Origin of the sequence: Nocardioides sp. (assembly GCF_041600255.1) — a bacterium.
Lineage (GTDB): Bacteria > Actinomycetota > Actinomycetes > Propionibacteriales > Nocardioidaceae > Nocardioides.
Window position 1 is genome coordinate 1 of the sequence record NZ_JBFIKK010000035.1, and the last position, 26,772, is coordinate 26,772.

Below are 26,772 nucleotides of genomic sequence, written 5' to 3' on the forward strand. Positions count from 1 at the left end.
GATCGAGAACTCCGCGATCAACGGCGCACCCGGACCGGCGACCGGGACCTCGGTCTGACCGAACCCCGGGTCGTAGGTCACCGCCGCATCCGCCAACGAGTCGGTCGAGTGCATCGCCGCCCACGCGACCGCGAGCTGCAGCAACCGGGCCTCTTCGGCATCCGCGATCGACCGCGACGACCGCGCTGCAGCGAGCACCGCGGCAGCGGTGTCCACGTCGGCGAGCGTCTCGGTCATGGAACAACCCAACCAGCGAGCACCGACAGTTCGACCGCCGAAAACGGCCGATCGTCCACCATCCGGACAGCGATTTCTCACCGGTCATGACCAGCGCAGAACTCGCGGTTGGATCCGGACGACGTGGGATGACCTGGCACCGTGTCGTCAGCAGCCACTGCTCCACCCAGAACCTGGCCGCCCCTGGATCTCTCCGTGCGGATGGACCGTCCGCCGGACGAAGTGAATCCCCGAGGCGCAGGTGACGAGAGCGGAACTTGCGGCGGACCTCGCATCCCAGCCGCCGGTCCCACCTGAGTCGTCCACCGCAGACGCCGCCGCCCCGGTTAGCGTGGGCGCCGTGAGTCCCACCACGAGCCCGGCCGTCGAGATCGAGGTGGACAACCGCGTCGTCCGGGTCAGCAACCCGGACCGGGTCTACTTCCCGGAGATCGGGGCGACCAAGCTCGACCTGGTCGAGTACTACCTCGCGGTCGGGCCCGGCATCGTCAACGCGCTCTGGGAGCGCCCCTGCATGCTGCACCGCTTCCCGAAGGGTCTCTCCGGCCCCAAGGTGCACCAGAAGCGGCTGCCGGCCGGCGCCCCGGACTGGGTGGAGACGGTCGAGCTGCACTTCCCGCGCTGGGACCGGACCGCCGACGAGCTCTGCGTCACCGAGCTGGGCAGCGTGATCTGGGCGGTGCAGATGTCCACCGTCGAGTTCCACCCCTGGAACAGCCGCCGTGCCCACACCGAGCAGCCCGACGAGTGGCGGATCGACCTCGACCCCGGCCCGGAGTGCGACTTCGCGACGGTACGACGCGTCGCCCATGTCGCCCACCAGGTGCTGGACGAGCTGGGCGCCACCGGGTTCCCGAAGACCAGCGGGGGATCGGGGCTGCACGTCTACGTGCGGATCCGGCCCGACCACTCCTTCACCGACGTACGACGGGCCGCGCTGGCGTTCGCCCGCGAGGTGGAACGGCGTGCCCCGCAGGACGTGACGACCGCCTGGTGGCGCAAGGACCGGGACCCACGCGCGCTCTTCGTCGACTACAACCAGAACGCGCGCGACCACACGATCGCGGCGGCCTACAGCGTGCGGGGGGTGCCCGACGCGCGGGTCTCCACCCCGATCAGGTGGGACGAGATCGACGACGTGGATCCGCACGACTTCACGATCCGGACGGTGCCGGCACGCTTCGCCGAGCTCGGCGACCTGCACGAGCGCATCGATGAGGAGGTCTTCGACCTCTCGATGCTGCTGGAGTGGGCGGACCGCGACGAGCGCGAGGGCGCGGAGGCACCGGTCGATCCCGAGGACTGAGCAGTCCCGAGGGGCGGGCGAGCGGAACGCTCAGACGTGCACGCGCTCGCGCGGCATCAGCGCCGGGAGCACGGGGGTCAGACCGATCAGCAGCAGGATGACCGCGGCGAAGATCCGCATGTCGAAGGCGCCGAGCGTGCCGAGGATGCCACCGATCCAGGCCGCCAGGGCCGCCGCGACGAGCGGTCCCCGCAGCTTGGGGTAGCTCAGCCGGCTGACCATCATCAGACCGAGCGCGGCCAGGCCGATGCCGATGACCAGCGGGGAGGTGGTCAGGAAGGCGAGCGAGACCACCGCGGCCGCGGCGAGCGGCGAGGGAAGGCCGGTGAACGCCGGGTCGTCCTGTCGGCTGGAGGAGAAGTCCGCCAGCCGTAGCAGGGCGCCGCTGACGTAGGCCAGGAAACCGAGGACGACCAGGACCCGGCCGGGGCCGCTGGCGGTGACGAAGCCGAGCTGGGCGAGCAGAACGGCGGGCGCGAACCCGAAGGTCAGGGCGTCGGCGAGCGAGTCGAGCATGCCGCCGAGCGCCGTACCGCGGCCACCGCGGGCGAAGGCGCCGTCGAGGGAGTCGAAGATCGTGCCGGCGAGCAGCAGCAGGGTGGCGGCGCGAACGCCGCTCTCGGCCAGGTCGGCCGGGGGTCGGGCGGCGTAGGAGAGGACGACGAGGACGGCGGCGGCGCCACAGACGGCGTTCATCAGCGTCATCACGTCGGCCGGACCGGGCCGGGTGATCCCGAGGACCTTCATGCGCTCGTCCCGAGAGGGGCGGCATCGCGGACGGAAGCGTCCACGTCGACGACCGCGATCACGTCCTGGGCGCCGCGGGGGCGGTCGCCCACCCGCACGGTCGGGCGCATCCCGAGCGGCAGCACCAGGTCGACCCGCGAACCGAACCGGATCAGGCCGATCCGTTCGCCGCGGTGCACGGAGTCGCCGACACCGACGTAGGGGATGATCCGCCGGGCGGCCGCGCCCGAGTACTGGACCATCTCGAGCTCGCCGTAGGAGGTGTCGAAGCGCCAGGTCACGTGCTCGTTGACGTGGGCGGTGGAGGAGAAGGCCAGCTTGTGCTCGCCGGGCACGTGCTCCTGGTGCGTGATCGTGCCGTCGCAGGGCATCCGGCTCACGTGCACGTTGTAGAGCGCCAGGTACGTCGAGACGAACCAGCGACCGTCCTCGCGCTGCTCGACCTCGCGGATCAGTCCGTCGGCGGCGGCCAGCAGGCCCTCACCGGCCGGCGTACGGTCCGGATCCCGGAAGAACGACGTCGCGCCGGCAGCGAACGCCAGGGTCGCCAGTCGCAGCGATCGGGGTCGGAGGAGGAGGGCGGGCACCCAGAAAAGGGCGATCCACCACGGGGTTCCACGGGCCAGGCGAGCATTCATGTCCGGCGAAGTCTGGCACAGGGACCGGGCTCGCGGCGCATCTCCAGACGTTCCGCGGGTGTGTCATCAGGCACCCGGCGGGGTGGGTGCCGCCCGGGACGAACCTCTAGGATCACCGGTCGTGGGTATCCAGATCACGCCGAGCATCCTGAACGCCGACTTCGCCGACCTCGGAGCGGAGGTGGCCAGGATCGGCAGCGCCGACTGGGTGCACGTCGACGTCATGGACAACCACTTCGTCCCGAACCTCACCTTCGGACCGACCATGGTCGAGGCGCTCGCGCGCTCCACCGACCTGCCCCTCGACGCCCACCTGATGATCGAGGACCCCGACAGCAACGCGGTGACGTACGTCGAGGCCGGTTGCGGCTCGGTCACCTTCCACGTCGAGGCGGCGAAGGCCCCGGTCCGGCTGGCCCGCGAGATCCGGGCGCACGGTGCCCGGGCCAGCATGGCGCTCAAGCCGGCCACCCCGATCGAGCCCTACGAGGACCTGCTCGCCGAGCTGGACATGGTGCTGCTGATGACCGTCGAGCCCGGCTTCGGCGGCCAGAAGTTCCTCGACCTGGTGCTCCCCAAGATTCGGCGCGCCCGCGCGATGATGGACAAGCACGGTGTGGAGACCTGGCTCCAGGTCGACGGCGGCGTCTCGCTGGAGACCATCGAGCGCTGCGCCGAGGCCGGCGCCGACGTCTTCGTGGCCGGCTCGGCCGTCTACTCCGCCGAGGACCCCGACCGGATGGTCAACGAGCTGCGCGCCAAGGCCGAGGCTGCCGTCACCCCTTCCTGACCGCCGCCCGACCGATGCGCCGTCCACGTCCTGTGGTCGGACTCACGCCCTGCTGAGACAGCCGCTGTGGCAAACTGGCTCCCGACGAGTTGACCAAACTCGCGTGCTCTGGGGTCGGTGTAATTCCGAGCCGGCGGTTAAAGTCCGCGACCCGCTCACAGCCAGTGAGCGGTTGACCAGGTGAAATTCCTGGACCGACGGTGAAAGTCCGGATGGGAAGCGCACGCAGGTGAGGAACGCCCCGCTGTCCCGTCCGGGACCCGCGCGCGGCGTTCGCATCCGTTGAGCCCCGGAGTCCGCGACGGACATGAGGGGCCGGAGATGACCAGCACCGCAGCGGAGGAACGCGCCATGCAGCGCGCCCTCGAGCTCGCGGCGACCCCCGGCGTCCCGCTCGGCCCCAACCCGCGCGTGGGCTGTGTCCTGCTCGCCGACGACGGCACGACGATCGCCGAGGGGTACCACCGTGGCGCCGGCAGCGCCCACGCCGAGGCCGACGCCCTGGCTCGAGCCGGGGACAGGGCCCGCGGCGCCACCGCGATCGTCACCCTGGAGCCCTGCAACCACACCGGCCGGACCGGTCCGTGCGCCCGAGCGCTGCTCGAGGCCGGCGTACGACGCGTGGTCTTCGCCCAGGCCGACCCCAACCCGGTCGCCCGCGGGGGAGCCGACACGCTGCGGGCCGCCGGCGTCGAGGTCGCCCACGGCCTGCTCGCCGACCGGGCCCGCGAGCTGAACGCGGTGTGGAGCTTCGCCGTCGAGCACCAGCGCCCCTTCGTGACCTGGAAGTTCGCCACCACCCTCGACGGTCGCAGCGCGGCCGCCGACGGCACCAGTCGGTGGGTCTCCAGCCTGGCCGCGCGGCGCGACACCCACCGGCTGCGTGCGCTGTGCGACGTGATGCTGGTCGGTACCGCGACGGTCGAGATCGACGACCCCGAGCTCACCGTCCGCGACGAGCACGACCAGCCGCTGCCCCACCAGCCGCTGCGGGTGGTGATGGGGGAGCGCGACCTCGACCCGACCCGCCGGATCTTCAACGACCGCGCCGAGACGCTGCACCTGCGCACCCGCGAGCCTCGGACCGCGCTGGCCGAGCTCTTCGCTCGCGACCGCCAGCACGTCTTCCTCGAGGGCGGCCCGACGTTGGCCGCGGCGTTCCTGACTGCCGGGCTGGTCGACGAGATCGTCACCTACGTCGCGCCGATGCTGCTCGGCGCCGGAACGTCGGCGGTCGCCGACCTGGGACTGACCGCCATCGCCGATGCCGTCCGCCCCACCGTCACCGACGTGACCGTGCTGCCGGGAATCGACGGCGAGGCTCCGAACGTTCGCTTCACGATGACCCCCGCTGCGACCGCTGGAAAGAGGACCTGATGTTCACCGGAATCGTCGAGGAGCTCGGCACCGTCGAGTCGATCGAGGACCAGGGCGACGCGCTCCGCCTGACCGTCCGGGCGAGCACCGTGCTCGAGGACGCCAGGCTCGGCGACTCGATCGCCGTCAACGGCTGCTGCCTCACGGTCGCGGCCCGGACCGAGGACACCTGGACCGCCGACGTCATGCAGGAGACGCTCGACAAGACCAGCCTGGCCGGCGTCCGGCCCGGGGACACGGTCAATCTCGAGCGGGCGGTCACCGCGGCGACCCGGCTGGGCGGTCACATCGTGCAGGGCCACGTCGACGGCGTGGGCACGCTGCGGCGCCGTACTCCGAGCGAGCACTGGGAGCTGGTCGAGATCGAGCTTCCCGGCGACCTGTCCAAGTACCTCGTCGACAAGGGCTCGATCACCGTGGACGGCGTCAGCCTGACCGTGGTCGAGGCCGGCGCCGACTCCTTCACCGTGAGCCTCATCCCCGAGACCCTCACCCGCACCACCCTCGGTCACCGCCAGGTCGGCGACCGGGTCAACCTCGAGACCGACGTGATCGCCAAGCACGTCGAGCGGCTCGTCCGCGCCTACACGCAGGAGACCTCATGAGCACCCCCGACATCGCCTCCGTCCTGGCCGGCGACCCCGCCGTGACGGCCGACTCCACACGGGTTCGCCTGGACTCGGTCGAGCGCGCGATCGCCGACATCGCGGCCGGCAAGGCCGTCGTCGTCGTGGACGACGAGGACCGTGAGAACGAGGGCGACATCATCTTCGCGGCTGCCAAGGCCACCCCCGAGCTGATGGCCTTCACCATCCGGCACTCCAGCGGTGTGATCTGCGTGCCGATGCCCGCCGACATGCTGGACCGGCTCGAGATCCCGCTGATGACACCGCACAACAAGGACAAGCTGCGGACGGCGTACACGATCTCGGTCGACGCCCGCGACGGTGTCTCCACCGGCATCAGCGCCGCCGACCGTGCGCACACCGCGCGGGTGCTGGCCGACTCCGCCACCGAGCCGTGGGAGATCACCCGGCCCGGTCACGTCTTCCCGCTGCGCTACCGCGAGGGCGGTGTGCTGGTACGGCGCGGCCACACCGAGGCGGCCGTCGACCTGGCCCGGCTGGCCGGCCTCACCCCGGCCGGCGTGCTCGTCGAGGTCGTCAACGACGACGGCACGATGAAGCGCGCGCCCGAGCTGCGCGCCTTCGCCGACGAGCACGACCTGGCGATGATCTCGATCGAGGACCTGGTCCGCTACCGGCGCCGCCACGAGGTGCTGGTCGAGCGGGTCGCCGAGACCCGACTGCCCACGCGGCACGGCGAGTTCACGGCGTTCGGCTACCGGATCACCGTGGACGACTCCGAGCACATCGCGCTCGTCTACGGCGACGTCAGCGGCGAGGTCCCGGTGCTCACCCGGGTGCACTCGGAGTGCCTGACCGGCGACGTCTTCGGCAGTGCCCGCTGCGACTGCGGCCCCCAGCTCGACGAGGCCCTCGAGCGCATCGTCGAGGAGGGCCGCGGGGTCGTGGTCTACCTGCGCGGGCACGAGGGCCGCGGCATCGGCCTGGTCGCCAAGCTGCAGGCCTACCAGCTCCAGGACGGCGGTCGCGACACCGTGGACGCCAACCTCGACCTCGGGCTGCCGGCCGACGCACGGCACTACGGCACCGCCACCCAGATCCTGCGCGACCTCGGGGTGGGCAGGGTGCGGCTGATGACCAACAACCCGGACAAGACCACGAGCCTGGAGGACTTCGGGATCACGGTCACCGAGCGGGTCTCGCTCACGCCGCACCCCAACGACCACAACCTGGCCTACCTGCTCACCAAGCGTGACCGGATGGGCCACGACATGCCGCACCTGACCCCCCGCCCGTCGGCGAGCGCCGCCGACCTCGACCCGAACGGAGCCGACGCATGAGTGGAGCCGGAGCCCCCGACCAGACCCCGGTCGACTGCCACGACCTGCGGGTCGCGATCGTCGCCGCCAGCTGGCACACCCAGGTGATGGACGGCCTGGTCGCCGGCGCCCTGCGCGCCTGCCACGACTACCGGGTCGAGGAGCCGCACCTGGTGCGGGTGCCCGGCGCGTTCGAGCTGCCCGTCGTGGCCGAGGCGCTGGCCGCCGAGGGGTACGACGCGGTCATCGCCCTCGGCGTCGTGATCCGCGGGGGCACCCCGCACTTCGAGTACGTCTGCAACGCCGCGACCGACGGGCTCGGCCAGGTCGCGCTCAACCACCGGACCCCGGTCGGTTTCGGCCTGCTCACCTGCGACAACGATGAGCAGGCGCTCGACCGCGCCGGCCTCGAGGGCTCGCGTGAGGACAAGGGCTACGAGGCCACCTCGGCGGCCCTGCTGACGGCGCGGACGATCCGCGCGATCCAGCGCCCTCAGGAGACCTGAGCCACACCCGGCGGACACCCGGCGGACACCCGCGCCGACTCCGGCCGGCAACGCCGTAGGCTTCTGGCCCGTGAAGACGTTCGAAGGACTCTGGGCCGAGCTCGAGGAGAAGGCGCGCACGCGCCCGGAGGGCTCGGGCACCGTGCAGCAGCTCGACGCCGGAGTCCATGCGATCGGCAAGAAGCTGGTCGAGGAGGCCGCCGAGTCCTGGATGGCCGCCGAGTACGAGGGCAAGGAGCGGGCGGCCGAGGAGATCAGCCAGCTGATCTACCACGCCCAGGTCCTGATGCTGGCCAGCGGCATCTCACTCGACGACGTCTACGCCCACCTCTGAGGAAGACCGATGGCCCCCCAGATCCAGCCGGGCGACCAGCCCGTGAACCCGACCCGACCCGGTGACGTGCTCCGGGTCGCCGTCCCCAACAAGGGCGCGCTCGCGCAGGCCGCCTCGGAGATCCTGCGCGAGGCCGGCTACCGCCAGCGCCACGACTCCAAGGAGCTCACGCTCATCGACGCCGAGAACGGCGTCGAGTTCTTCTACCTGCGTCCGCGTGACATTGCCCTGTACGTCGGCGAGGGCACCCTCGACGTCGGCGTGACCGGTCGCGACCTGCTGCGCGACTCCGGCGCCAAGGCCGACGAGGTGATGGGGCTGGGCTTCGGTCGCAGCCGCTTCCACTTCGCCGGCCCCGCCGGCAAGTTCACCCACCTGGACCAGCTGGCCGGCGCCCGGATCGCCACGTCGTACGTCGGGGTGGTGGAGGCGTTCCTGGCCGAGCGCGGAATCGAGGCCACGGTGACTCGTCTCGACGGTGCGGTCGAGACCAGCATCCAGCTCGGGGTGGCCGACGTGATCGCCGATGTCGTGGAGACCGGCAGCACGCTGCGCCAGGCCGGCCTGGAGATCTTCGGCGACGTCATCCTCGACTCCGAGGCCGTCGTGGTGACCCGCGGCGGCGAGGCCCCACGCGGCTTCGAGATCTTCCGCCGCCGGGTCGAGGGCGTCCTGGTCGCGCGCAGCTACGTGATGATGGACTACGACATCCGCAGCGCCGACGTGACCGCCGCGGTCGCGCTCACGCCGGGCATCGAGAGCCCCACCGTCTCGCCGCTGCATCGCGAGGGCTGGGTCGCCGTCCGCGCCATGGTGCCGCGCGAGGGCGCCCAGCGACTGATGGACGAGCTCTTCGACCTCGGAGCCCGCGGAATCCTGCTCACGGACATCCATGCCTGCCGTCTCTGAGCCGCTGCCGCAGCTCCCGCACACCTGGCGCCCCTTCGGCGTCCGGATGGCCGGCGCGCTCTTCGGCGGGCTCCTGCTGGTCGTCTGCGCTGCCGCCTGGTTCGCCTTCGACGACGAGACGCGGGCCAAGTTCACGATCTTCCAGCGCGGCACACTGGTCTTCCTCGGGCTGCTCGCCTTCACCACCGGGTTCGCACTGGTGCGCTCCCGGGTGGTGGCGACGGCCGAGAAGCTGATCGTGGTCAACGGTTACCGGCGTCGCGAGTACGAATGGGCCGAGATCATCGGCGTGCACCTGCCGCCCGGCGCTCCGTGGGTCGTCCTGGACCTGGCCGACGGTTCGACCGCCCCCGCGATGGGGATCCAGGGGTCGGACGGACGCCGCGCCCAACGCGCCGCCCAGCAGCTGCGCCGCCTCGCCGATCGCTGAACCCGTTCCTGCTCAGTCCAGGGAGCGGATGCCCCAGCTGACCGACAGCTCGTCGCCGTCCTCGCCCGCGGGCGCCAAGGTGTGCAGGTCCTCGCCGGAGCGGAAGGCGTCGGCCTGGGCCGTCATCGGCTCCACCGCCAACGACCGGCGGGCCGTGGCCGACCCGTCGTCGGCGCTGAACAGCTGCAGCCAGCGGTGGTGCTCGTCCACCCAGAGCGCCACGCCCCGACCCGAGCCACGATCGCGCAGCACGGTGGTGGCGGCGCCCTCCTCGTCGCGCTCCAGGTCGGTGAAGGCGTCGTTCAGCTCGAGGTCCCGCAGGGGCCGCGCCACCCGGAAGTCGTACGCCGTGCCCTCCACCGACTCCCGGCCCACCGGCAGCAACCGGTCGTCGGTCAGGGAGCGGGTGCTCGCCGGCAGGGTCAGCTCCCAGCCGTCGATCGGGCCCTCGCCCACGCACAGGTAGGGGTGGGCGCCGCTGGCGAACGGTGCCGGCCGGTCCGAGAGGTTGGTCGCGGTCTGGGTGACGGTCAGGCCGTCGGCGGAGAGGTCGTAGAGCAGGTGCAGGTCGAGCGACCAGGGGTAGCCGCTCTGCGCCATCAGTCGGTAGACCAGCGACACCGAGTTGGGGGAGTGCTCCTCCCGGCTCCACGCCACCCAACGCACCAGGCCGTGGGAGGCGTTGTGGTGGGAGACGTCGGTGAGGGCGAGCTGGTGGTCGCGCCCGGCGAAGGAGTAGACGCCGTCGCGGATCCGGTTGGGCCACGGCATCAGGATCTGCCCTCGGCCGCCCGAGGCGATCGCGTCGATCGCGTCGATCGCGAACCCGTCGACGAGCGGGCGGCCGCCGTACTCCAGCAGGCGCAGCGCGGCGCCGGACTCGGTGACGACGGCGCGGTAGCCGCCGCCGGTGATCTCGAACTGTTCTCCTGAGGGCGGCTGCACGCGCTCACCCTAGGGCGAGCCTCACCGCCGCCGGAGCCCGCGCTGCTCAGTGGACACGTGGCCCCTCGGCGACCGCTCCCGGCCCGGAGACCGGTGGGGTGAGCCCGGTGCCGTCGACGACGAGATCGGCGCGCTCCTCGGTCCGCTCCCGGGCGAAGTGCAGCGCCTCGGCGATCGTCCAGTCGCGCCAGTGCTCGCGCACCGCGTCCCCGTCACGCTCCAGACCCCGCCGATCACGCAGGTCGGCGGGGGCGCTCACCCACACGGTCACCGTGGTGAGGGCGGCGTGGTCGCGCAGCGCCGACCCCACCCCCTCGACGACCAGCAGGGGAGTGGGCGGGACGGTCACGGTCTCGGCGTATGCGCCTGCGTGCCAGTCGTAGCGGCGGTAGTGGCCGGGATCGCCGACGCTGAGCGGGCCCAGCAGGGTGGCCAGCTGGTCGCCGACCCGACCGAGCCCCGTCCAGCCGTCGTACAGGGCGTCCATGTGGACCACCCGCGCCTCGGGCGCAAGGCGGGCCAGCCTCAGCCCCAGGGTGGTCTTGCCCGAGCCCGCCGGTCCGTCGATGCAGACGAGTCGGCCCCGGCCCAGCGTGGCCGGCCGGCCACGGGCCAGTTCCAGCACCCGCTCCGCGACCCGGTGCGGGTCGGGGCTCTCGAGCATCAGGTGATGCCTCGTCGACGCAGGATGGCCTCGATGTCGGCCAGGTCGTCGTCGGTGGAGACGGCCGGGTCCGCCGAGTGCCCGCGACCCAGGCCACGCTTGCGCGGGGGCGCCACGGCGTCCCTGTCGGCGACGCGATCGCCGAGCAGGCCGGCGGCCCCGAAGAGGAGGGCGGAGACGCCCGCGAGCACCACGCCCACCCAGACGAACGGATGGAAGACCAGGCTGGTCGCCCAGTCCGCCACCGCGGCCGAGATCCGGGTGAACATCTCCAGCGTCCCGGTGAGGTAGGCGGCGGCGGGTAGCAGCGTGAAGCCGGCCGGGCGCAGTCCGGCCACGACCCCACCGCGTCGTACCGAGCGCCAGGTCCAGATCACGCCGATCAGCGTCAGCGTCAGGGTCAGTGCTCCCCAGGTCGCTTCGTCCATGTCTCCAGCCTCGCACAGGGGCGGCTGCCCGCCCGGTCCGTGGGCCGGGGCAGGGGTCGGGGAGAATGGTCGCCATGCCCGCCCCCGCCGAACGTCACATCCCCGACCCCGGGTTCGCCGGGGACACCGGTGCGGTGGCGCCCGAGGTCAGTGCCGCCCTCGCGGCGTACGACGCCGGTCGTGCCGACCACGCCGACACCCTGGCCGTGCTGCAGGACGCCCGACTGCTGGTGCCGGTGGTGGCCGTCCTGGGCGAGGTGGAGTACGACGAGGCGGGTCTGGCGCACGACAAGAGCAGCGACATGGCAGCCGTCCTGCTGACCGGGGCCGACGGAAGGCTGGCACTGCTGGCCTTCACCGGCACCGAGACCCTGCAGCGCTGGAACCCCGAGGCACGACCGGTGCCGGTCGCGACCCGGCTGGCCGCCCAGGCCGCCGTGCAGGACCAGGCGGCTGCCCTCGTGATCGACGTCGCCGGCCCGGTGCGCTTCGTCATCGAGGGCGAGGACCTGCAGGGTCTGGCCGCGGGCTGGAGCCTGGCCCGGGTGGGGGAGCGCGCCGCCTGGATTCGTCCTGCTGCCGACTGATCGGCTAGCATTCCTCTCGACCGATCAGTTCTGTCGTGCGTGCATGTCAGAACTGGTCCGACAAGCGGAGTCGCACCACTGGTCTCCCACCCGCATCGACCGCGTTCAGGTCGTCGGGTCCGGTCTCGAAGGGTTCGGCCCCTCGGCCTCGTGCCGCTGGTGTCGGGTGCTTCGTCGATGTCGTTCCCCGCAGGGGGAGACACGTCGTGACTGGCTTCCGCTTGTGACAAGCGGAAGCCGTTGTTGATTTCGGGGGGAGCCCCGGCCGACGACGACCTCCGGACACGTTTTCATCAGGAGGACTCATCAGCACCGAGCTTCGAATCAACGACCGGATCCGGGTTTCCGAGGTCCGGCTCGTTGGCCCCAGCGGCGAGACCGTCGGCATCGTGCCGACGGCGGATGCACTGCGCCTTGCGCAGGAAGCAGACCTGGACCTGGTCGAGATTGCCCCGATGGCGCGCCCACCGGTGTGCAAGCTCATGGACTACGGCAAGTTCAAGTACGAGAACGCCCAGAAGGCTCGTGAGGCTCGGCGCAATCAGACGAACGTCATCATCAAGGAGATGAAGCTTCGTCCGAAGATCGACGCGCACGACTACGAGACGAAGAAGGGCCACGTCGTGCGCTTCCTGCGCGCCGGCGACAAGGTCAAGATCACCATCATGTTCCGCGGTCGCGAGCAGCACCGCCCCGAGCTGGGCTACCGGCTGCTGCAGAAGTTGGCCGAGGACGTCACGGAGCTGGGCTTCGTCGAGTCCTCGCCCAAGCAGGACGGCCGCAACATGATCATGGTGCTCGGTCCGCACAAGAAGAAGGCCGACGCCAAGGTCGACCTGAAGGCCGAGAAGGAGAGCAAGGCCGCCGAGCGCGCCGCGCTCGAGGCCGACGAGCGTGCCGAGCGCGATGCCGCTCACGCCGCCGGCCCGGTCGCGCAGAAGAAGGAGCGCGGCCGCTCCGAGAACCTCGATCCCGAGATCGAAGCCTGACCCACCCCCGCGGGTGGCTGCGACCGTGAGGTCGGTGCCGCCCAGCACCAAGTAGAGGAAGAGATATGCCGAAGAACAAGACGCACTCCGGTGCCAGCAAGCGCTTCCGGGTGACCGGCTCGGGCAAGATCCTTCGCGAGAAGGCGGGCAAGCGCCACAACCTCGAGAAGAAGGCCTCCAAGGTCACCCGTCGCCTCACCGGCACCGTCGAGGTCGCCAAGGCCGACCAGCCCCGCGCCAAGAAGCTTCTCGGTCTCTGACCGAGCCCCACCCCATCGGTGGTCGGCTCCGGCTCAGACCACGCACCAAGATTTGAAGGAGTAACACTCATGGCACGCGTCAAGCGGGCAGTGAACGCCCAGAAGAAGCGTCGGGTCATTCTCGAGCGCGCCAGCGGTTACCGCGGCCAGCGCTCGCGGCTCTACCGCAAGGCCAAGGAGCAGGTCACCCACTCCCTGGTCTACAGCTACAACGACCGCCGCAAGAACAAGGGCAACTTCCGCAAGCTGTGGATCCAGCGGATCAACGCTGCGGCCCGCGCCCAGGGGATGACCTACAACCGGTTCATCCAGGGCCTGAACCTCGCCGGTGTCGAGGTGGACCGCAAGATCCTCGCCGAGCTCGCCGTCAACGACGTGGCCGCGTTCAACTCGCTGGTCGCGACCGCCAAGGCTGCTCTGCCCGAGGACGTCAACGCGCCCAAGGCCGAGGCGTCCGCCTGAGCTCCGACATGGCGGGCTTTCGCGCAGGTCCTGACCAGGGGCCGCCGCTCACGAGCGGCAACACCCGGGTCAAGACCGCGCGAAAGCTCGCCCGTCGCACATTTCGGGGCGACGAGCGGCTGTTCCTCGCCGACGGCCCCAAGGCCGTCGAAGGCGCCCTGGCCGTGCCGGGCTGTGTGGTGGAGGTCTTCGCCACCCCCGACGCCACGGCGTCGTACGCCGATCTGGCCGCGGCCGATGTCCGCTGGACACTGGTGGACGACCGGGCGCTCGCGTCGCTGAGCGACAGCGTCAACCCGGCCGGTGTGGTCGCCGTCTGCCGTTTCCTGGACCGGCCGCTGGGCCATCTGCTGGACCCCGAGCGTGGGGCTCGCCTGGTCGCGATCTGCGCGGACGTCCGTGACCCGGGCAACGCCGGGACCGTGATCCGCTGCGCCGACGCCGCCGGCGCCGACGCGGTGGTCCTGGCCGGCCACTCGGTCGACGCCTACAACCCCAAGACCGTGCGCGCCTCGGTGGGCAGCCTGTTCCACCTCCCCCTCGCCACGGAGCCCGACCCCGCTGCCGCGGTCGCCGCGGCGCGCGCCGCCGGCCTCACCGTGCTGGCCGCCGACGGTGCCGGCGAGGTCGACCTCGACCACGCCGACGAACTGCGCGCCGGACCGACGGCGTGGCTCTTCGGCAACGAGGCCTGGGGGCTCCCCGATGAGCTCGCCTCCCTGGCCGACCACCGGGTGCGGATCCCGATCCACGGGCGCGCCGAGAGCCTGAACCTCGCCACCGCGGCGGCGCTCTGTCTCTTCGCCTCCGCGCGTGCCCAGCGCGCCCAGCGGGCCTGAGGAGTCCGTCGCGTCCACGCCCGCCCCACTAGGGTGACGGGCGTGACCCACGACCCGCTCGGACTGCTCGACTCCCTGCCCGACGGCGCGGTGATCGCCGACGCCGACGCCCGGGTCGCCGCCATCAACGTGGTCGCCGCCGGGATGCTCGGCACCACGCCGGAGGATGCTCTCGGTGAGCCGCTCCACCAGGTGCTCGCCCTGCAGGACCGCGACGGCCGTGACTGGTTCTCCAGCAACTGCCCCTACGGCGGCCTGGCGACCCGCACGGCGGTGCCCGAGCAGTCCTGGCTGTTGCCGGACGGCAGCGAGGTGCTCGTGGTGGCCCGGATCCATCGCCCCTCCCTGGACCAGCCAGTGGGTCGGGTGGCCGTCAGCATCCGCTCCGGGCGCGGTCGGGCGCGACTCGACCGCGAGCGCTCGGACCTGGTGGCCACGGTCGCCCACGAGCTGCGTTCCCCGCTGACCGGGGTGAAGGGGTTCGTCAAGGCGTTGCTGAACCGGTGGGACAAGCTCAACGACGAGCAGAAGGTCCTGATGCTCACCACCGTGTACGCCGACTCCGAACGACTCGGTCGGCTGATCTCCGAGCTGCTCGACGTTGCCCGGATCGACACCGGTCGGCTCTCGCTCTTCCCGCGCCCCTCCGACGCGGCGGTGCTGGCCGGCCGGGTGGTCGAGTCGGTCGGGGCCGGCACCTCGCGCACGATCCTGCTCGAGACCGCGCCAGACCTGCCCACCGTCCATGCCGATCCGGACAAGTTCACCCAGGTCCTGACCAACCTCGTGGAGAACGCCGTACGCCACGGTGAGGGGCGGGTCCTGGTCACGCTGGCGGCGCTGCCCCCCGAGGCGGAGTACTCCGGCCTGCGGATCACCGTGGACGACGAGGGGGAGGGCATCCACCCCACGATCCGTCGACGCGTCTTCACCAAGTTCTGGAAGCACGGCGAGCGCGGCGGCTCGGGCCTCGGGATGTACCTCGTGAACGGGTTGATCCGGGCGCACGGCGGCTCGCTGGCCATCGAGGACGCCCCCGGCGGCGGGGCGCGGATCGCCATCTCGTGGCCGGAGCACGGACCGCTCACCTCCTGAGCGGAGAACCCGGTCGCAACACGGCCGGGCCACTTCCTAGACTTGGCGGGCACCCCGCCCGCGAGCACCAGCCCGAAAGGCAGCCATGTCGGGACCCAACACCGATTACGACCCCGTCGAGGTCACCCCGCTGAAGGCCGAGGAGGTCGAGGCGGCGCGCGACGCCGCCCTCGCCGCCATCGAGTCCGCGACCGACCTCGAGGGGCTGAAGGCGGTCCGCCTCGAGCACGCCGGCGACCGCTCGGCCTTGGGCCTGGCGAACCGCGAGATCGGCGCCCTGCCGCCCCAGGCACGCAAGGAGGCCGGCCAGCGCATCGGTCAGGCGCGAGGCGCGGTGAACAAGGCGCTCGCCGCCCGTCAGCAGGTGCTGGAGGTCGAGCACGAGGAGCGGATGCTGGTCGAGGAGACCGTCGACGTCACGCTCCCGACCGAGCGGGTGGCCCGCGGCGCCCGGCACCCGATCACCACCGGTTCCGAGCGGATCGCCGACGTCTTCGTGGCGATGGGCTGGGAGGTGGCGGAGGGGCCCGTGATCGAGGCGGAGTGGCTGAACTTCGACGCTCTCAACCTCGGGCCGGACCACCCGGCCCGCACCATGCAGGACACCTTCTGGACCGAGCCCTCCGACAACGGCGTCGTGCTGCGCACCCACACCTCACCGGTCCAGGCGCGCACGATGCTCACCCGTGAGCCCCCGATCTACGTCGTCTGCCCGGGTCGGGTCTTCCGCACCGACGAGTACGACGCGACGCACAGCCCGATGTTCCACCAGGTGGAGGGGCTCGCGATCGACGAGGGCATCACGATGGCCCATCTCAAGGGCACCCTCGACCACTTCGCCGCCGCGATGTTCGGTGAGGGGATCAGCACGCGCTTCCGTCCGTCGTACTTCCCCTTCACCGAGCCCAGCGCCGAGGTCGACCTGATCTGCTTCGTGTGCCGCGGCATCTCCCCGGACGTCGAGTCGTGCCGCACCTGCCGCGGGGAGGGCTGGATCGAGTGGGGTGGCTGCGGCGTGGTCAACCCGCGGGTGCTGACCGCCTGCGGTGTGGACTCCGAGCGCTACACCGGCTTCGCCTTCGGCATGGGCATCGACCGCACCCTCATGTTCCGGCACGGGATCGAAGACCTGCGCGGGTTCTTCGAGGGCGATGTCCGGTTCACCACTGCTTTCGGAACGGAACTCTGATGCGCGCCCCCGTCTCCTGGATCCGCGACCACGTCGAGCTGCCCGAGGACCTCCCCGTCGAGGAGCTCGCAGCCCGCCTGACCGCGCTCGGCCTCAAGCTCGAAGCCCTGGAGCGCCCCGGCTCCGACATCACCGGGCCGCTGGTGGTGGGCCGTGTGCTCACCATGGAGCCCGAGCCGCAGAAGAACGGCAAGACCATCAACTGGTGCACCGTCGACGTCGGGGACGCCAACGGCACCGGCGAACCCCAGGGCATCGTCTGCGGCGCGCACAACTTCGCGCCCGGCGACCTGGTGGTCTGCGTGCTGCCCGGCGCCGTGCTGCCCGGCGACTTCGCGATCTCGGCCCGCAAGACCTACGGCCACCTCTCCGCCGGGATGATCTGCTCGGCCAAGGAGCTCGGCCTGGGCGAGGACCACGACGGCATCATCGTGCTGCCCGCCGGCGCAGGCGAGCCCGGCGACGACGCCTTCGGCCTGCTCCACCTGCGCGACGAGGTCATCGAGTTCGAGATCAACCCCGATCGGGCCTACGCCCTCTCCCTGCGCGGGGTGGCCCGCGAGGCGGCCCTGGCCTTCGACGCTCCCTACCGGGACCCGGCGGCCCGCGAGGTGCCCGAGCCGAACGACCAGGGCCAGCCCGTGGTCGTCGACGACCCGGCAGGCTGCCCGGTCTTCGTGACCCGGACGGTGACCGGTTTCGACCCCAGTGCGCCCACGCCCGCCTGGATGGCGCGACGTCTGCAGCTGGCGGGCATGCGCCCGATCTCGCTCGCGGTCGACGTCACCAACTACGCGATGCTCGAGCTCGGGCAGCCGATCCACGGCTACGACGGCGACAAGCTGGCCGGGACCATCCGGGTCCGGCGGGCGATCGCGGGGGAGAGGCTCCGCACCCTCGACGGCGTCGACCGCACGCTGTCGGAGGAGGACCTGCTGATCACCGACGACTCCGGCCCGATCGGGCTCGCCGGCGTGATGGGCGGCGAGACCACCGAGCTCTCGGACGGCACCACGCACGTGGTGATCGAGGCCGCGCACTTCGACCCGGTCTCGATCTTCCGGACGCAGAAGCGGCACAAGCTGCCCTCGGAGGCCTCCAAGCGCTTCGAGCGTGGCGTCGACCCGCAGCTGCCGGCGTACGCCGCTGACCTGGTGGCGCACCTGCTCACCACCCACGGGGGCGGCACGATCGAGCCCGGCGTGACGCACGTCGGGCAGGCGCCGGAGCAGCCCACGGTGACGGTCGACGCCGCGCTGCCGGCGCGCGTCACCGGGATGGAGATCGACGCCGCAGCCACGCAGGCACACCTGCGCGCGGTCGGCTGCCGGGTGGAGGCCGACGGCGATCGGCTCAGCGTGGTGCCGCCGCCGTGGCGCCCCGACATCACCGACCCCTACGACCTCGTCGAGGAGGTCGCCCGGATCGTCGGCTACGACCAGGTGCCCTCGATCCTGCCGACCGCGTCCTCGGGTCGAGGCCTGACCCGTGAGCAGCGGCTGCGCCGCCGGGTCGGTCGCACGCTGGCCGGCATGGGGTGCGTGGAGGTGCTCACCTTCCCGTTCGTGGGGGAGGCGTCCTTCGACGCCCTCGGCGTGCCGGCCGACGACGTACGACGCCGCACGCTGCGCCTGGCGAACCCGCTCTCCAGCGAGGAGCCGGCGTACACCACCACCCTGCTGCCCGGGATCCTGCGCACGGCCGCCCGCAACGTCGGTCGTGGCGCGCCCGGCGTGGCGCTCTTCGAGACCGCCGCCGTCGCCGTCCCGGGCGAGGGTGCGGCCGCCCCCATCTACGGCGTCGACCGCCGACCCACCACCGACGAGCTGGAAGCCCTGCTGGCCGCCGTGCCGCATCAGCCGCTCCACCTCGCGGTCGTGCTGGCCGGTGAGCGCGAGCGCGCCGGCTGGTGGGGGAGCGGTCGCTCGGCAGGCTGGTCCGACGCGATCGGCACCGTGCGTCACCTGGCCGACGAGCTCGGCGTACCGCTCGAGGTCGAGTCGGCGGCCCTCGCGCCCTGGCACCCGGGTCGCTGCGCGGCGCTGTCCGTGGCGGGCGAGGTGGTCGGTCACGCCGGGGAACTACACCCGCGGGTCTGCGCCGAGCTCGGCCTGCCCGCGCGCAGCGCTGCGGCGGAGATCGACCTGGAGGCCTTCGGGCGTCACGCGGTGGACGTCGTCGCGGCGCCGGAGTTCTCGTCCTTCCCGGTGGCCAAGGAGGACGTGGCCCTGGTCGTGGACGACGCTGTCACCGCCGGCTCCGTCGAGCGGGCGCTGCGCGAGGGCGCCGGCGAGCTGCTGGAGTCGATCCGGCTCTTCGACGTCTTCACCGGGACGCAGATCGGTGCGGGCAAGAAGTCGCTCGCCTTCGCCCTGCGATTCCGCGCCAGCGACCGCACGCTCACCGAGGAGGAGACCAGCGCGGCGCGCGACGCCGCGGTCGCCCTCGCCGGCGAGCAGTGCGGCGCGGTGCAGCGCAGCTGACCAACGGAGCGGACTAGGTCAGCGGGGTGTTCACGATCGCCCGGAAGCGGTCGTGGACACCCCGGTCGCCGGAGAACTCCACCTCGGCGTCGTCGACGCGATGCCACAGCCAGGCGTCGAGCGTGGCGGCCGTGCCACGGATGACCGCGTCCGGCTCGCTGTCGGGGGCCGCCACCACGTGCAGGTCGGGTTCGTCGCACTCCTGAGCGGTGGTCGGGTCGGTGCCGGTGAACCGACCGAGCTGGACCCAGATCTGGTGCCCGGTGTCGGTCAGGTCGACGCGCAGGTGGGTCGAGGACCCGGTGGAGGTGCCCCAGGGAGGGCAGCCGCCGTACATCACGTCGAGCGACTCCATCACGCCGTCGGCGCTCAGCCCCGGGTCGAGCGGGGTGGGCTCCAGGCCGGCGGTGATCTCGGCGTCGAGCCGGTGGATCAGAGCCTCGTGCGCCTGGCGGCGGTAGGTGAAGCCCACCGTCTGCTCGGCCGACCAGGTCCAGGCGGTGTCGGTCGGATCGGCCTCGGCGAGGGCGGAGCGCAGCGCGACCGAATGCTCGTCGAACGCCGCCAGCAAGCCCTCGAGGGTGTCCGGACGCTCCGGGAACGCCTCGATCTCCTGGGGTGTGGCGGGCCGTTGTCGCACGATCCGGCTCCAGAAACCTTGCACCTCGGTGAGGTGCCAGAGCAGGTCGGCGGCGTTCCAGTCCGGACAGGTGGGTACGGGAGCAGCGAGGTCGCACGCCGCGAGCGCGTCCCGGAAGCGCCGCGACTCGCGTGTGAGATGGTCGAGATAGGTGTCGAACCCGAGTGTCGTCGTCATGACGAGGACGCTAGCGAGGGCCACCGACAGTCGAGACCCAACGTCCCCACTTCACATGAACATGCAGACGTCCGTATACTCATGCATATGACGAGGAAACGGATCGCAGTCGCCGGCGCGAGTGGTTATGCCGGGGGTGAGCTCCTGCGGCACCTCCTGGCCCATCCGGACGTGGAGATCGGCGCCCTGACCGGCGGGTCGAACGCGGGGGAGCGCCTCGGCGTCCTGCAGCCCCACCTCGTCCCGCTCGCCGACCGGGTCCTCGAGCCCACCAACCTGGAGACCCTCTCCGGGCACGACGTGGTCTTCCTCGCGCTGCCCCACGGCCAGTCCGGCGCCATCGCCGCCCAGCTGGGCGACGGTGTCGTGGTGATCGACTGCGGTGCGGACTTCCGGCTCGCGGACCCGGCTGCCTGGGAGCAGTTCTACGGCGGCGAGCACGCCGGCACCTGGCCCTACGGCATGCCCGAGCTGCCCGGCCAGCGTGACCGGTTGCGCGGAGCCAGCCGGGTCGCCGTGCCCGGCTGCTATCCCACCGTCTCCACGCTGACCCTGGCCCCGGCCGTCGCCGCCGGGCTGGTCCAGCCCGATGTCGTCGTGGTGGCCGCCTCCGGCACCAGTGGCGCGGGCAAGAGCACCAAGACCCACCTGCTCGGCAGCGAGATCATGGGCAACGCCAGCGCCTACGCCGTCGGCGGCCTGCACCGGCACACGCCCGAGATCGTGCAGAACCTCTCCGCCCTCGTCGACGGCGACGTCTCGGTCAGCTTCACCCCGATGCTCGTGCCGATGCCGCGCGGCATCCTCGCCACCTGCTCGGCCCCGCTGGTCGGCGACGTCACTGCGGAGCAGGCCTACGCCGTCTACGAGAAGGCGTACGCCGACGAGCCCTTCGTGCACCTGCTGCCGGCCGGACAGTGGCCGCAGACCAAGTCCGTCGTCGGCTCCAACGTGGTGCACGTCCAGGTCACCGTCGACGAGGCCAGCCGCCGCCTCGTCGCGGTCGGCGCCGTGGACAACCTCGCCAAGGGCACCGCCGGCGCCGCCGTGCAGTGCATGAACCTCGCCCTGGGCCTCGACGAAGGTCGCGGGCTCACCACGATCGGAGTCGCACCATGACCGACCTCACCACACCTGAGAGCACCGAGGACGAGTCCGGCCTGCTGCGCCCGCCCGAGAGCGGCCCGTCGTACTCGCTGCAGCAGTTCCCGGAGAAGCTGGCGGTGATCAAGCTCCCCGTCGGCGCGGAGATCCCGGCCTGGGCGGAGTCGTCGTCGCTCTTCTCGGTCACCGCCACCGCGACCTCCACCTCGGTGGTGTGCGCCGGTCGCGACGTCCCCACCAAGGTGACCGCGGAGCGTGGACTGTTCGGCTTCGCGGTGCAGGACGCCCCCGACCACGACCAGGCCGGCATCCTCGTCGACCTGCTCACCCCGCTGGCGGCCGCCGGCATCAGCATCTTCGCGATCTCGACCTACGACACGATCTGGATCCTGGTGAAGGTCGCCGACGCCGAGGGCGCCGCCCAGGCCTGGACCGCCGCCGGTCACCAGGTGCAGGCCGCGGTCCCGGTGAAGCCGACCCGGAAGGGGAAGAAGAAGTGAGCATCACCTCCCCCCAGGGCTTCCGCGCGGCGGGTGTAGTCGCCGGCCTCAAGTCCACCGGTGCGCGCGACCTCGCGCTCGTGGTGAACGACGGACCGCGCCACGACTCGGCCAGCGTCTTCACGTCCAACCGGTGCAAGGCGAACCCGATCCTCTGGAGCCAGGAGGTGGTCAAGGACGGCATCGTCCGGGCCGTGGTCCTCAACTCCGGCGGCGCCAACTGCTACACCGGCGCCGAGGGCTTCCAGACCACGCACGCCGTCGCCGAGCAGGTGGCGACGAACCTCGGGATAGGGGCCGGCGACGTCGTCGTCTGCTCGACCGGCCTGATCGGCCTGGCCAACGACCGGCAGGCGTTGCTCGACGGCGTCGACGCGGCGTACGCCGCCCTGTCGCCGGAGGCCGGCAACGACGCGGCCGAGGCGATCATGACCACCGACTCGGTCAGCAAGCAGGCCGTCGTCGAGGGCGCCGGCTGGAGCGTCGGGGGGATGGCCAAGGGGGCCGGCATGCTGGCGCCGCAGCTGGCCACGATGCTTGTGGTGCTGACCACCGACGCGGTCGTGCCCGCCGAGGACCTGGACACCGCACTGCGGGCCGCCACCCGGGTCAGCTTCGACCGGCTCGACTCCGACGGCTGCATGTCGACCAACGACACCGTGACCGTGCTGGCCAGCGGGGCCAGCGGCATCACACCGTCCCTGCCGGACTTCACCGAGGCCCTGACCCGGGTCTGCACCGACCTGGCGATGCAGCTGCTGCGCGACGCCGAGGGCGCCGACCACGAGATCGCGATCACCGTGCTCAACGCCGCCAGTGAGGACGACGCGGTCGAGGTCGGCCGCAGCGTGGCCCGCAGTGCGCTGTTCAAGACCGCGGTCTTCGGCAAGGACCCCAACTGGGGGCGGGTGCTGGCCAGCATCGGCACCACCGCCGCCGCCTTCGACCCGGCCGACCTCGACGTCGCCATGAACGGCGTCTGGGTGTGCCGCAACTCCACCCCGCACGCCGACCCGGCCGGCGTCGACCTCGGTCCCCGCGAGGTCAGCGTGACGATCGACCTGAAGGCGGGCTCCGAGCGAGCCACCGTCTGGACCAACGACCTGACCCATGCCTACGTCCACGAGAACAGTGCGTACTCATCATGACCTTCTCCGAGATCCCGCCCGCTGACCCGGCCAAGGCCGCCACCCTCGCTGCCGCCCTGCCGTGGCTGAAGCGCTACCACGGCAAGATCGTGGTGGTGAAGTACGGCGGCAACGCCATGACCGACGACACCCTCAAGCGTGCCTTTGCCGAGGACATCGCGTTCCTGCGGTTCGCCGGCTTCCGACCGGTGATCGTGCACGGCGGGGGCCCGCAGATCTCCACCATGCTCGACCGGCTCGGCATCGAGTCGGAGTTCCGCGGCGGTCTGCGGGTGACCACCCCCGAGGCGATGGACGTCGTCCGGATGGTCCTCGTCGGTCAGGTGCAGCGCGAGCTGGTCGGGCTGATCAACGAGCACGGACCGCTCGCGGTCGGGCTCTCCGGCGAGGACGCCGGACTCTTCACCGCCACCCAGACCAACACCATCGTGGACGGCGAGGAGGTGGACCTGGGCCTGGTCGGCGAGGTTGCCCAGGTGCGTCCCGAGTCCGTGGTCGACCTGATCGAGGCGGGCCGGATCCCGGTCGTCTCCAGCGTCGCCCCCGACGTCAACGGCCTGGTGCACAACGTGAACGCCGACACCGCCGCCGCGGCGCTGGCCGCCGCCCTGGGCGCCGAGAAGCTCCTGGTGCTGACCGACGTCGAGGGGCTCTTCCGCGACTGGCCGGACAGCGACGACGTGATCTACGAGATCAGCCCGGAGTCGCTCGAGGAGCTGATGCCCTCGCTGGCCAGCGGCATGGTGCCCAAGATGGGTGCCTGCCTCAAGGCCGTCCAGGACGGTGTCCCGCGGGCCACCGTCGTGGACGGGCGCGAGCCGCACGCGGTCCTCCTCGAGCTCTTCACCGACGAGGGCGTCGGCACCCAGGTACTGCCCGGCGTGACGACCAAGATCCGGAAGGCACGTCGATGAGCGACCTCAATGCCGCGTGGACCGAGCGCTACGCCGGCGCGGTGATGAACACCTTCGGTCCGCCGAAGCTGGTCCTCACCCGTGGCGAGGGCGCCCACGTGTGGGACGAGAACGGCGCCGAGTACGTCGACCTGCTCGGCGGGATCGCGGTGAACTCGCTGGGCCACGCCCACCCGGCCCTGGTCAAGGCGGTGACCGAGCAGATCGGCACGCTGGGCCACATCTCCAACTTCTTCGCCAGCGAGCCGCAGATCGAGCTCGCCGAGCGCCTGCTCGACCTGCTGTCGGCGGACGGTCGGGTCTTCTTCACCAACTCCGGCGCCGAGGCCAACGAGGCCGCGTTCAAGATGACGCGTCGTACCGGTCGGACCCACCTGGTGGTCGCCGAGGGCGGTTTCCACGGTCGCACCATGGGAGCGCTCGCACTGACCTCCAAGGAGGCCTACCGGGCGCCGTTCGAGCCACTGCCGGGCCACGTCACCTTCGTGCCGTACGGCGACGTCGACGCGCTCCGCGCAGCCGTGACCTCCGAGACCGCGGCGGTCCTCCTCGAGCCGATCCAGGGGGAGGCCGGTGTGGTCCTGGCCCCCGACGGCTACCTGGCTGCCGCGCGCGAGATCACGACGCAGGCCGGGGCGCTGCTCTGGTTCGACGAGGTGCAGACCGGGATCGGTCGCACCGGCGCCTGGTTCGCGCACACCCGGCACGCGGCCCGCCCCGACATCGTCACGCTGGCCAAGGGTCTGGGCGGTGGCTTCCCGGTCGGCGCCGCGATCGGGCTGGGTCACGCGGCCACGCTGCTCGAGCCCGGCAACCACGGCACCACCTTCGGTGGCAACCCGCTCGCCTGCGCGGCCAGCCTCGCGGTCCTGGACACGATCGGGGCGGACGGACTGCTCGCGCACGTGACCACGCTGGGGGAGCGGCTCCGGGCCGGACTGGCCGAGGACCCACGGGTCACCGAGGTCCGGGGCGAGGGGTTGCTGATCGGTCTCGACCTGTCCAGCGACGCCTCCGCCGAGGTGACCGCGGTCGCCCTGCGCCGAGGGTTCATCATCAACAACCCCACGCCGAACCGGATCCGGCTCGCGCCGCCGCTGGTGCTGACCGACGCCGACGTCGAGGCGTTCCTGGCCGCCTGGCCGGCGATCCTCGACGAGGCGCTCGAGGGCTCGGCCGGGGGATCGGCATGACCCGCCACCTGCTGCGCGACGACGACCTGTCGCCCGCCGAGCAGGCCCGACTGCTGGAGCTCGCCGCCAGGCTCAAGGCCGCGCCGCACGACGCGAAGCCGCTGGCCGGCCCGCTCAGCGTCGCGATGATCTTCGACAAGCCGACGCTGCGCACCCAGGTCTCGTTCGCGGCCGGCATCGCCGAGCTCGGCGGTCACGCGATGGCGATCGACGGCAAGCTGGCCGGGATCGGCGTCCGGGAGACCGTGGAGGACGTCGCCAGGATCGTGGGACGCCAGGCCAGCGTCGTCGTCTGGCGGACCTTCGCGCAGGCCGACCTCGAGCAGATGGCCGCCAGTGCCGGCGTGCCGGTGGTCAACGCGCTGACCGACGACTTCCACCCCTGCCAGCTGCTCGCCGACCTGCTGACGATCCAGGAGCACAAGGGCCGGATCGCGGGCCTGACGGCCGCTTTCCTCGGCGACGGCGCCTCGAACATGGCCAACTCCTGGCTGCTCGCCGGCGCGACCGCCGGGGTGCACGTCCGGATCAGCTCGCCGCAGGGCTACGCACCCGACCCGCGGATCGTGGACGACGCCACGGCGATCGCCGCCTCGACGGGCGGGTCGATCACGATCGAACCGGACCCACACCGCGCGGTCGCAGAGGCGGACGTGGTGATCACCGACACCTGGGTCTCGATGGGCAAGGAGGACGAAGCCGCTGCCCGGCTCGAGGTGTTCAGCCCCTACTCGGTCACCACCGAGCTCTTCGCCGAGGCCGCACCCGACGCGATCCTGCTGCACTGCCTGCCGGCGTACCGGGGCAAGGAGGTCGACGCCGAGGTGCTCGACGGCCCGCGCAGCGTGGTCTGGGACGAGGCCGAGAACCGCCGCCACGTGCAGAAGGCCGTGCTCGCCTGGCTGCTGGAGGAGGAGTCATGAGCGACGCATCCCTGCGCCCGGCGACCAAGAACGCCCGGCACCGCCGCATCGTCGAGCTGGTCACCCACCACGAGGTGCGATCCCAGACCGAGCTGGCCGAGCTGCTGATGGAGAGCGGCATGCGGGCCACCCAGGCCACCCTGTCGCGCGACCTGCTCGAGCTGGACGCGATCAAGGTGCGCAGCTCCTCGGGCGGCCTCGTCTACGCCGTGCCGGCGGAGGGCGGCGACCGGCGGCCACTGGCACCGCGGGAGTCGGCTGCCGCCTCACACCGGCTGGCCCGGCTGTGCGGCGAGCTCCTGGTCAGCGCCGAGTCCAGCGCCAACCTCGTGGTGCTGCGGACGCCGCCCGGCGCTGCGCAGTACCTCGCCTCGGCCCTGGACCACGCCGAGTACCCCGACATCCTCGGCTGCATCGCCGGCGACGACACCGTCCTGGTGATCGGGCGCGACCCGGCCGGCGGAGACGACCTCGCCCGACGATTCCTGGCGCTGGCGGACACCTACGCGCCGCCCGCGCCCTGACCTCCGAGCCCCACGACGTCGTGGTCGCACCCGACCACTCCCCAGACAGCAAGGAACTCACGTGAGCAAGGTCCTGACCTCCCTCCCCGTCGGCGAACGCGTCGGCATCGCCTTCTCGGGCGGCCTCGACACCTCGGTGGCGGTCGCGTGGATGCGTGCCAAGGGCGCCGTGCCCTGCACCTACACCGCCGACATCGGCCAGTACGACGAGCCGGACATCTCCGGGGTCCCCGAGCGTGCCCTGCAGTACGGCGCCGAGATCGCGCGTGCGATCGACTGCCGCACCCAGCTGGTGGAGGAGGGCCTGGCCGCGATGGCCTGCGGTGCCTTCCACATCCGTTCGGCCGGCCGGGCGTACTTCAACACCACCCCGCTGGGTCGGGCGGTGACCGGCACGATGCTGGTCCGCGCCATGCACGAGGACGGCGTCGACATCTGGGGCGACGGCTCGACGTTCAAGGGCAACGACATCGAGCGGTTCTACCGCTACGGCCTGCTGGCCAACCCGGCCCTGCGGATCTACAAGCC

The 26,772-nt window shown here is 71.8% G+C and carries 31 protein-coding genes, 1 pseudogene and 1 riboswitch; of the genes and pseudogenes, 25 read left to right on the plus strand and 7 right to left on the minus strand.

The window, feature by feature from the left end; translation table 11 throughout:
- A pseudogene (locus ABZE72_RS06330) lies at nucleotides 1–237 on the minus strand (hypothetical protein); the annotation flags it as partial.
- A 331-nt stretch (nucleotides 238–568) separates the two neighbouring features.
- Here ABZE72_RS06330 and ligD point away from each other — a divergent pair.
- Nucleotides 569–1,543: a non-homologous end-joining DNA ligase gene (gene ligD / locus ABZE72_RS06335; RefSeq protein WP_372728164.1), complete on the plus strand. Its 975-nt coding sequence runs from the start codon at nucleotides 569–571 to the stop codon at nucleotides 1,541–1,543.
- Nucleotides 1,544–1,573: 30 nt separating this feature from the next.
- Here the strand turns inward: ligD and ABZE72_RS06340 are convergent, their stop codons facing one another.
- Nucleotides 1,574–2,290, minus strand: a complete 717-nt coding sequence (locus ABZE72_RS06340; protein ID WP_372728165.1) for a phosphatidylcholine/phosphatidylserine synthase — start codon at nucleotides 2,288–2,290, stop codon at nucleotides 1,574–1,576.
- Nucleotides 2,287–2,877, minus strand: coding sequence for a phosphatidylserine decarboxylase (locus tag ABZE72_RS06345; RefSeq protein WP_372728166.1), 591 nt, complete (start codon nucleotides 2,875–2,877; stop codon nucleotides 2,287–2,289). Before ABZE72_RS06345 ends, ABZE72_RS06340 begins: the two co-directional genes overlap by 4 nt.
- Before the next feature lie 172 nt (nucleotides 2,878–3,049).
- Between ABZE72_RS06345 and rpe the strand changes: the two genes are divergently transcribed.
- The 8 genes from rpe (at nucleotide 3,050) to ABZE72_RS06385 (ending at nucleotide 9,180) form a co-directional block, all read left to right on the plus strand.
- Entirely contained in the window at nucleotides 3,050–3,718 is a 669-nt protein-coding gene (rpe, locus tag ABZE72_RS06350) for a ribulose-phosphate 3-epimerase (protein ID WP_372728167.1), read from the plus strand.
- A gap of 99 nt (nucleotides 3,719–3,817) precedes the next feature.
- A riboswitch (FMN riboswitch) is annotated at nucleotides 3,818–3,947 on the plus strand.
- 92 nt (nucleotides 3,948–4,039) lie between these two features.
- A complete protein-coding gene (gene ribD / locus ABZE72_RS06355; RefSeq protein ID WP_372728168.1) occupies nucleotides 4,040–5,095 on the plus strand; it encodes a bifunctional diaminohydroxyphosphoribosylaminopyrimidine deaminase/5-amino-6-(5-phosphoribosylamino)uracil reductase RibD in 1,056 nt (351 codons plus the stop codon).
- Nucleotides 5,095–5,700 (plus strand): riboflavin synthase, encoded by a 606-nt coding sequence (locus ABZE72_RS06360; RefSeq protein ID WP_372728169.1) that lies wholly within the window; start codon nucleotides 5,095–5,097, stop codon nucleotides 5,698–5,700. The genes ribD and ABZE72_RS06360 overlap by 1 nt, the downstream gene beginning before the upstream one ends.
- A complete protein-coding gene (locus ABZE72_RS06365) occupies nucleotides 5,697–7,022 on the plus strand; it encodes a bifunctional 3,4-dihydroxy-2-butanone-4-phosphate synthase/GTP cyclohydrolase II (protein WP_372728170.1) in 1,326 nt (441 codons plus the stop codon). Before ABZE72_RS06360 ends, ABZE72_RS06365 begins: the two co-directional genes overlap by 4 nt.
- Nucleotides 7,019–7,507 carry a 6,7-dimethyl-8-ribityllumazine synthase gene (ribH, locus tag ABZE72_RS06370; protein ID WP_372728171.1) on the plus strand — a complete coding sequence of 163 codons (489 nt, stop codon included), beginning with the start codon at nucleotides 7,019–7,021 and terminating at the stop codon, nucleotides 7,505–7,507. The genes ABZE72_RS06365 and ribH overlap by 4 nt, the downstream gene beginning before the upstream one ends.
- A gap of 70 nt (nucleotides 7,508–7,577) precedes the next feature.
- Complete coding sequence (locus tag ABZE72_RS06375) at nucleotides 7,578–7,841, plus strand: phosphoribosyl-ATP diphosphatase (protein ID WP_372728172.1); 264 nt, start codon at nucleotides 7,578–7,580, stop codon at nucleotides 7,839–7,841.
- Nucleotides 7,842–7,850: 9 nt separating this feature from the next.
- Nucleotides 7,851–8,750 (plus strand): ATP phosphoribosyltransferase, encoded by a 900-nt coding sequence (gene hisG / locus ABZE72_RS06380; protein WP_372728173.1) that lies wholly within the window; start codon nucleotides 7,851–7,853, stop codon nucleotides 8,748–8,750.
- Nucleotides 8,734–9,180, plus strand: a complete 447-nt coding sequence (locus ABZE72_RS06385; protein WP_372728174.1) for a PH domain-containing protein — start codon at nucleotides 8,734–8,736, stop codon at nucleotides 9,178–9,180. Before hisG ends, ABZE72_RS06385 begins: the two co-directional genes overlap by 17 nt.
- 12 nt (nucleotides 9,181–9,192) lie before the next feature.
- Here the strand turns inward: ABZE72_RS06385 and ABZE72_RS06390 are convergent, their stop codons facing one another.
- From ABZE72_RS06390 to ABZE72_RS06400, 3 genes are read right to left on the minus strand one after another with little or no spacing between them, the layout of a single operon-like run.
- Nucleotides 9,193–10,125, minus strand: a complete 933-nt coding sequence (locus tag ABZE72_RS06390; protein ID WP_372728175.1) for an aldose 1-epimerase family protein — start codon at nucleotides 10,123–10,125, stop codon at nucleotides 9,193–9,195.
- A gap of 46 nt (nucleotides 10,126–10,171) precedes the next feature.
- Entirely contained in the window at nucleotides 10,172–10,789 is a 618-nt protein-coding gene (locus ABZE72_RS06395) for a uridine kinase (protein WP_372728176.1), read from the minus strand.
- Nucleotides 10,789–11,217 (minus strand): hypothetical protein, encoded by a 429-nt coding sequence (locus ABZE72_RS06400; RefSeq protein ID WP_372728177.1) that lies wholly within the window; start codon nucleotides 11,215–11,217, stop codon nucleotides 10,789–10,791. The genes ABZE72_RS06395 and ABZE72_RS06400 overlap by 1 nt, the downstream gene beginning before the upstream one ends.
- A gap of 74 nt (nucleotides 11,218–11,291) precedes the next feature.
- Here ABZE72_RS06400 and ABZE72_RS06405 point away from each other — a divergent pair, with 74 nt between their 5' ends.
- From ABZE72_RS06405 to pheT, 8 genes are all read left to right on the plus strand, one after another.
- Complete coding sequence (locus ABZE72_RS06405) at nucleotides 11,292–11,804, plus strand: SseB family protein (RefSeq protein WP_372728178.1); 513 nt, start codon at nucleotides 11,292–11,294, stop codon at nucleotides 11,802–11,804.
- Nucleotides 11,805–12,139: 335 nt separating this feature from the next.
- Nucleotides 12,140–12,793, plus strand: a complete 654-nt coding sequence (gene infC, locus ABZE72_RS06410; protein WP_372728194.1) for a translation initiation factor IF-3 — start codon at nucleotides 12,140–12,142, stop codon at nucleotides 12,791–12,793.
- Between the two features lie 65 nt (nucleotides 12,794–12,858).
- Entirely contained in the window at nucleotides 12,859–13,053 is a 195-nt protein-coding gene (gene rpmI, locus ABZE72_RS06415) for a 50S ribosomal protein L35 (RefSeq protein WP_372728179.1), read from the plus strand.
- Between the two features lie 69 nt (nucleotides 13,054–13,122).
- Nucleotides 13,123–13,515, plus strand: coding sequence for a 50S ribosomal protein L20 (gene rplT / locus ABZE72_RS06420; protein ID WP_372728180.1), 393 nt, complete (start codon nucleotides 13,123–13,125; stop codon nucleotides 13,513–13,515).
- A gap of 8 nt (nucleotides 13,516–13,523) precedes the next feature.
- Nucleotides 13,524–14,354, plus strand: a complete 831-nt coding sequence (locus ABZE72_RS06425) for a TrmH family RNA methyltransferase (RefSeq protein ID WP_372728181.1) — start codon at nucleotides 13,524–13,526, stop codon at nucleotides 14,352–14,354.
- Between the two features lie 42 nt (nucleotides 14,355–14,396).
- Nucleotides 14,397–15,449 carry an ATP-binding protein gene (locus tag ABZE72_RS06430; RefSeq protein WP_372728182.1) on the plus strand — a complete coding sequence of 351 codons (1,053 nt, stop codon included), beginning with the start codon at nucleotides 14,397–14,399 and terminating at the stop codon, nucleotides 15,447–15,449.
- An 85-nt stretch (nucleotides 15,450–15,534) separates the two neighbouring features.
- A complete protein-coding gene (gene pheS, locus ABZE72_RS06435; RefSeq protein WP_372728183.1) occupies nucleotides 15,535–16,638 on the plus strand; it encodes a phenylalanine--tRNA ligase subunit alpha in 1,104 nt (367 codons plus the stop codon).
- Nucleotides 16,638–19,121, plus strand: a complete 2,484-nt coding sequence (gene pheT, locus ABZE72_RS06440; protein ID WP_372728184.1) for a phenylalanine--tRNA ligase subunit beta — start codon at nucleotides 16,638–16,640, stop codon at nucleotides 19,119–19,121. Before pheS ends, pheT begins: the two co-directional genes overlap by 1 nt.
- Nucleotides 19,122–19,134: 13 nt before the next feature.
- Here the strand turns inward: pheT and ABZE72_RS06445 are convergent, their stop codons facing one another.
- Complete coding sequence (locus ABZE72_RS06445) at nucleotides 19,135–19,938, minus strand: maleylpyruvate isomerase N-terminal domain-containing protein (RefSeq protein WP_372728185.1); 804 nt, start codon at nucleotides 19,936–19,938, stop codon at nucleotides 19,135–19,137.
- Nucleotides 19,939–20,019: 81 nt separating this feature from the next.
- Here ABZE72_RS06445 and argC point away from each other — a divergent pair, with 81 nt between their 5' ends.
- From argC to ABZE72_RS06485, 8 genes are all read left to right on the plus strand, one after another.
- Entirely contained in the window at nucleotides 20,020–21,057 is a 1,038-nt protein-coding gene (gene argC, locus ABZE72_RS06450; protein ID WP_372728186.1) for an N-acetyl-gamma-glutamyl-phosphate reductase, read from the plus strand.
- A complete protein-coding gene (locus ABZE72_RS06455) occupies nucleotides 21,054–21,542 on the plus strand; it encodes an ACT domain-containing protein (protein WP_372728187.1) in 489 nt (162 codons plus the stop codon). Before argC ends, ABZE72_RS06455 begins: the two co-directional genes overlap by 4 nt.
- Nucleotides 21,539–22,690: a bifunctional glutamate N-acetyltransferase/amino-acid acetyltransferase ArgJ gene (gene argJ / locus ABZE72_RS06460; protein WP_372728188.1), complete on the plus strand. Its 1,152-nt coding sequence runs from the start codon at nucleotides 21,539–21,541 to the stop codon at nucleotides 22,688–22,690. Before ABZE72_RS06455 ends, argJ begins: the two co-directional genes overlap by 4 nt.
- Entirely contained in the window at nucleotides 22,687–23,604 is a 918-nt protein-coding gene (gene argB / locus ABZE72_RS06465; protein ID WP_372728189.1) for an acetylglutamate kinase, read from the plus strand. The genes argJ and argB overlap by 4 nt, the downstream gene beginning before the upstream one ends.
- Nucleotides 23,601–24,797 carry an acetylornithine transaminase gene (locus ABZE72_RS06470; protein WP_372728190.1) on the plus strand — a complete coding sequence of 399 codons (1,197 nt, stop codon included), beginning with the start codon at nucleotides 23,601–23,603 and terminating at the stop codon, nucleotides 24,795–24,797. The genes argB and ABZE72_RS06470 overlap by 4 nt, the downstream gene beginning before the upstream one ends.
- Nucleotides 24,794–25,720 carry an ornithine carbamoyltransferase gene (argF, locus tag ABZE72_RS06475; RefSeq protein WP_372728191.1) on the plus strand — a complete coding sequence of 309 codons (927 nt, stop codon included), beginning with the start codon at nucleotides 24,794–24,796 and terminating at the stop codon, nucleotides 25,718–25,720. Before ABZE72_RS06470 ends, argF begins: the two co-directional genes overlap by 4 nt.
- Nucleotides 25,717–26,244 (plus strand): arginine repressor, encoded by a 528-nt coding sequence (locus ABZE72_RS06480; protein WP_372728192.1) that lies wholly within the window; start codon nucleotides 25,717–25,719, stop codon nucleotides 26,242–26,244. Before argF ends, ABZE72_RS06480 begins: the two co-directional genes overlap by 4 nt.
- Nucleotides 26,245–26,305: 61 nt before the next feature.
- Nucleotides 26,306–26,772, plus strand: a 467-nt coding sequence (locus tag ABZE72_RS06485; RefSeq protein ID WP_372728193.1) for an argininosuccinate synthase domain-containing protein, incomplete at its 3' end; no start/stop codon positions are given.

Excerpts from the sequence above, each read along its gene's own strand:
- ABZE72_RS06340 (WP_372728165.1), bottom strand. The coding sequence starts at position 2,290 with ATGAAGGTCCTCGGGATCACCCGGCCCGGTCCGGCCGACGTGATGACG.
- ribD (WP_372728168.1), top strand. The coding sequence starts at position 4,040 with ATGACCAGCACCGCAGCGGAGGAACGCGCCATGCAGCGCGCCCTCGAG.
- ABZE72_RS06360 (WP_372728169.1), top strand. The coding sequence starts at position 5,095 with ATGTTCACCGGAATCGTCGAGGAGCTCGGCACCGTCGAGTCGATCGAG.
- ABZE72_RS06365 (WP_372728170.1), top strand. The coding sequence starts at position 5,697 with ATGAGCACCCCCGACATCGCCTCCGTCCTGGCCGGCGACCCCGCCGTG.
- ribH (WP_372728171.1), top strand. The coding sequence starts at position 7,019 with ATGAGTGGAGCCGGAGCCCCCGACCAGACCCCGGTCGACTGCCACGAC.
- hisG (WP_372728173.1), top strand. The coding sequence starts at position 7,851 with ATGGCCCCCCAGATCCAGCCGGGCGACCAGCCCGTGAACCCGACCCGA.
- ABZE72_RS06385 (WP_372728174.1), top strand. The coding sequence starts at position 8,734 with ATGCCTGCCGTCTCTGAGCCGCTGCCGCAGCTCCCGCACACCTGGCGC.
- ABZE72_RS06395 (WP_372728176.1), bottom strand. The coding sequence starts at position 10,789 with ATGCTCGAGAGCCCCGACCCGCACCGGGTCGCGGAGCGGGTGCTGGAA.
- ABZE72_RS06400 (WP_372728177.1), bottom strand. The coding sequence starts at position 11,217 with ATGGACGAAGCGACCTGGGGAGCACTGACCCTGACGCTGACGCTGATC.
- ABZE72_RS06405 (WP_372728178.1), top strand. The coding sequence starts at position 11,292 with ATGCCCGCCCCCGCCGAACGTCACATCCCCGACCCCGGGTTCGCCGGG.
- rpmI (WP_372728179.1), top strand. The coding sequence starts at position 12,859 with ATGCCGAAGAACAAGACGCACTCCGGTGCCAGCAAGCGCTTCCGGGTG.
- rplT (WP_372728180.1), top strand. The coding sequence starts at position 13,123 with ATGGCACGCGTCAAGCGGGCAGTGAACGCCCAGAAGAAGCGTCGGGTC.
- ABZE72_RS06425 (WP_372728181.1), top strand. The coding sequence starts at position 13,524 with ATGGCGGGCTTTCGCGCAGGTCCTGACCAGGGGCCGCCGCTCACGAGC.
- pheS (WP_372728183.1), top strand. The coding sequence starts at position 15,535 with ATGTCGGGACCCAACACCGATTACGACCCCGTCGAGGTCACCCCGCTG.
- pheT (WP_372728184.1), top strand. The coding sequence starts at position 16,638 with ATGCGCGCCCCCGTCTCCTGGATCCGCGACCACGTCGAGCTGCCCGAG.
- ABZE72_RS06445 (WP_372728185.1), bottom strand. The coding sequence starts at position 19,938 with ATGACGACGACACTCGGGTTCGACACCTATCTCGACCATCTCACACGC.
- argC (WP_372728186.1), top strand. The coding sequence starts at position 20,020 with ATGCATATGACGAGGAAACGGATCGCAGTCGCCGGCGCGAGTGGTTAT.
- ABZE72_RS06455 (WP_372728187.1), top strand. The coding sequence starts at position 21,054 with ATGACCGACCTCACCACACCTGAGAGCACCGAGGACGAGTCCGGCCTG.
- argB (WP_372728189.1), top strand. The coding sequence starts at position 22,687 with ATGACCTTCTCCGAGATCCCGCCCGCTGACCCGGCCAAGGCCGCCACC.
- ABZE72_RS06470 (WP_372728190.1), top strand. The coding sequence starts at position 23,601 with ATGAGCGACCTCAATGCCGCGTGGACCGAGCGCTACGCCGGCGCGGTG.
- argF (WP_372728191.1), top strand. The coding sequence starts at position 24,794 with ATGACCCGCCACCTGCTGCGCGACGACGACCTGTCGCCCGCCGAGCAG.
- ABZE72_RS06480 (WP_372728192.1), top strand. The coding sequence starts at position 25,717 with ATGAGCGACGCATCCCTGCGCCCGGCGACCAAGAACGCCCGGCACCGC.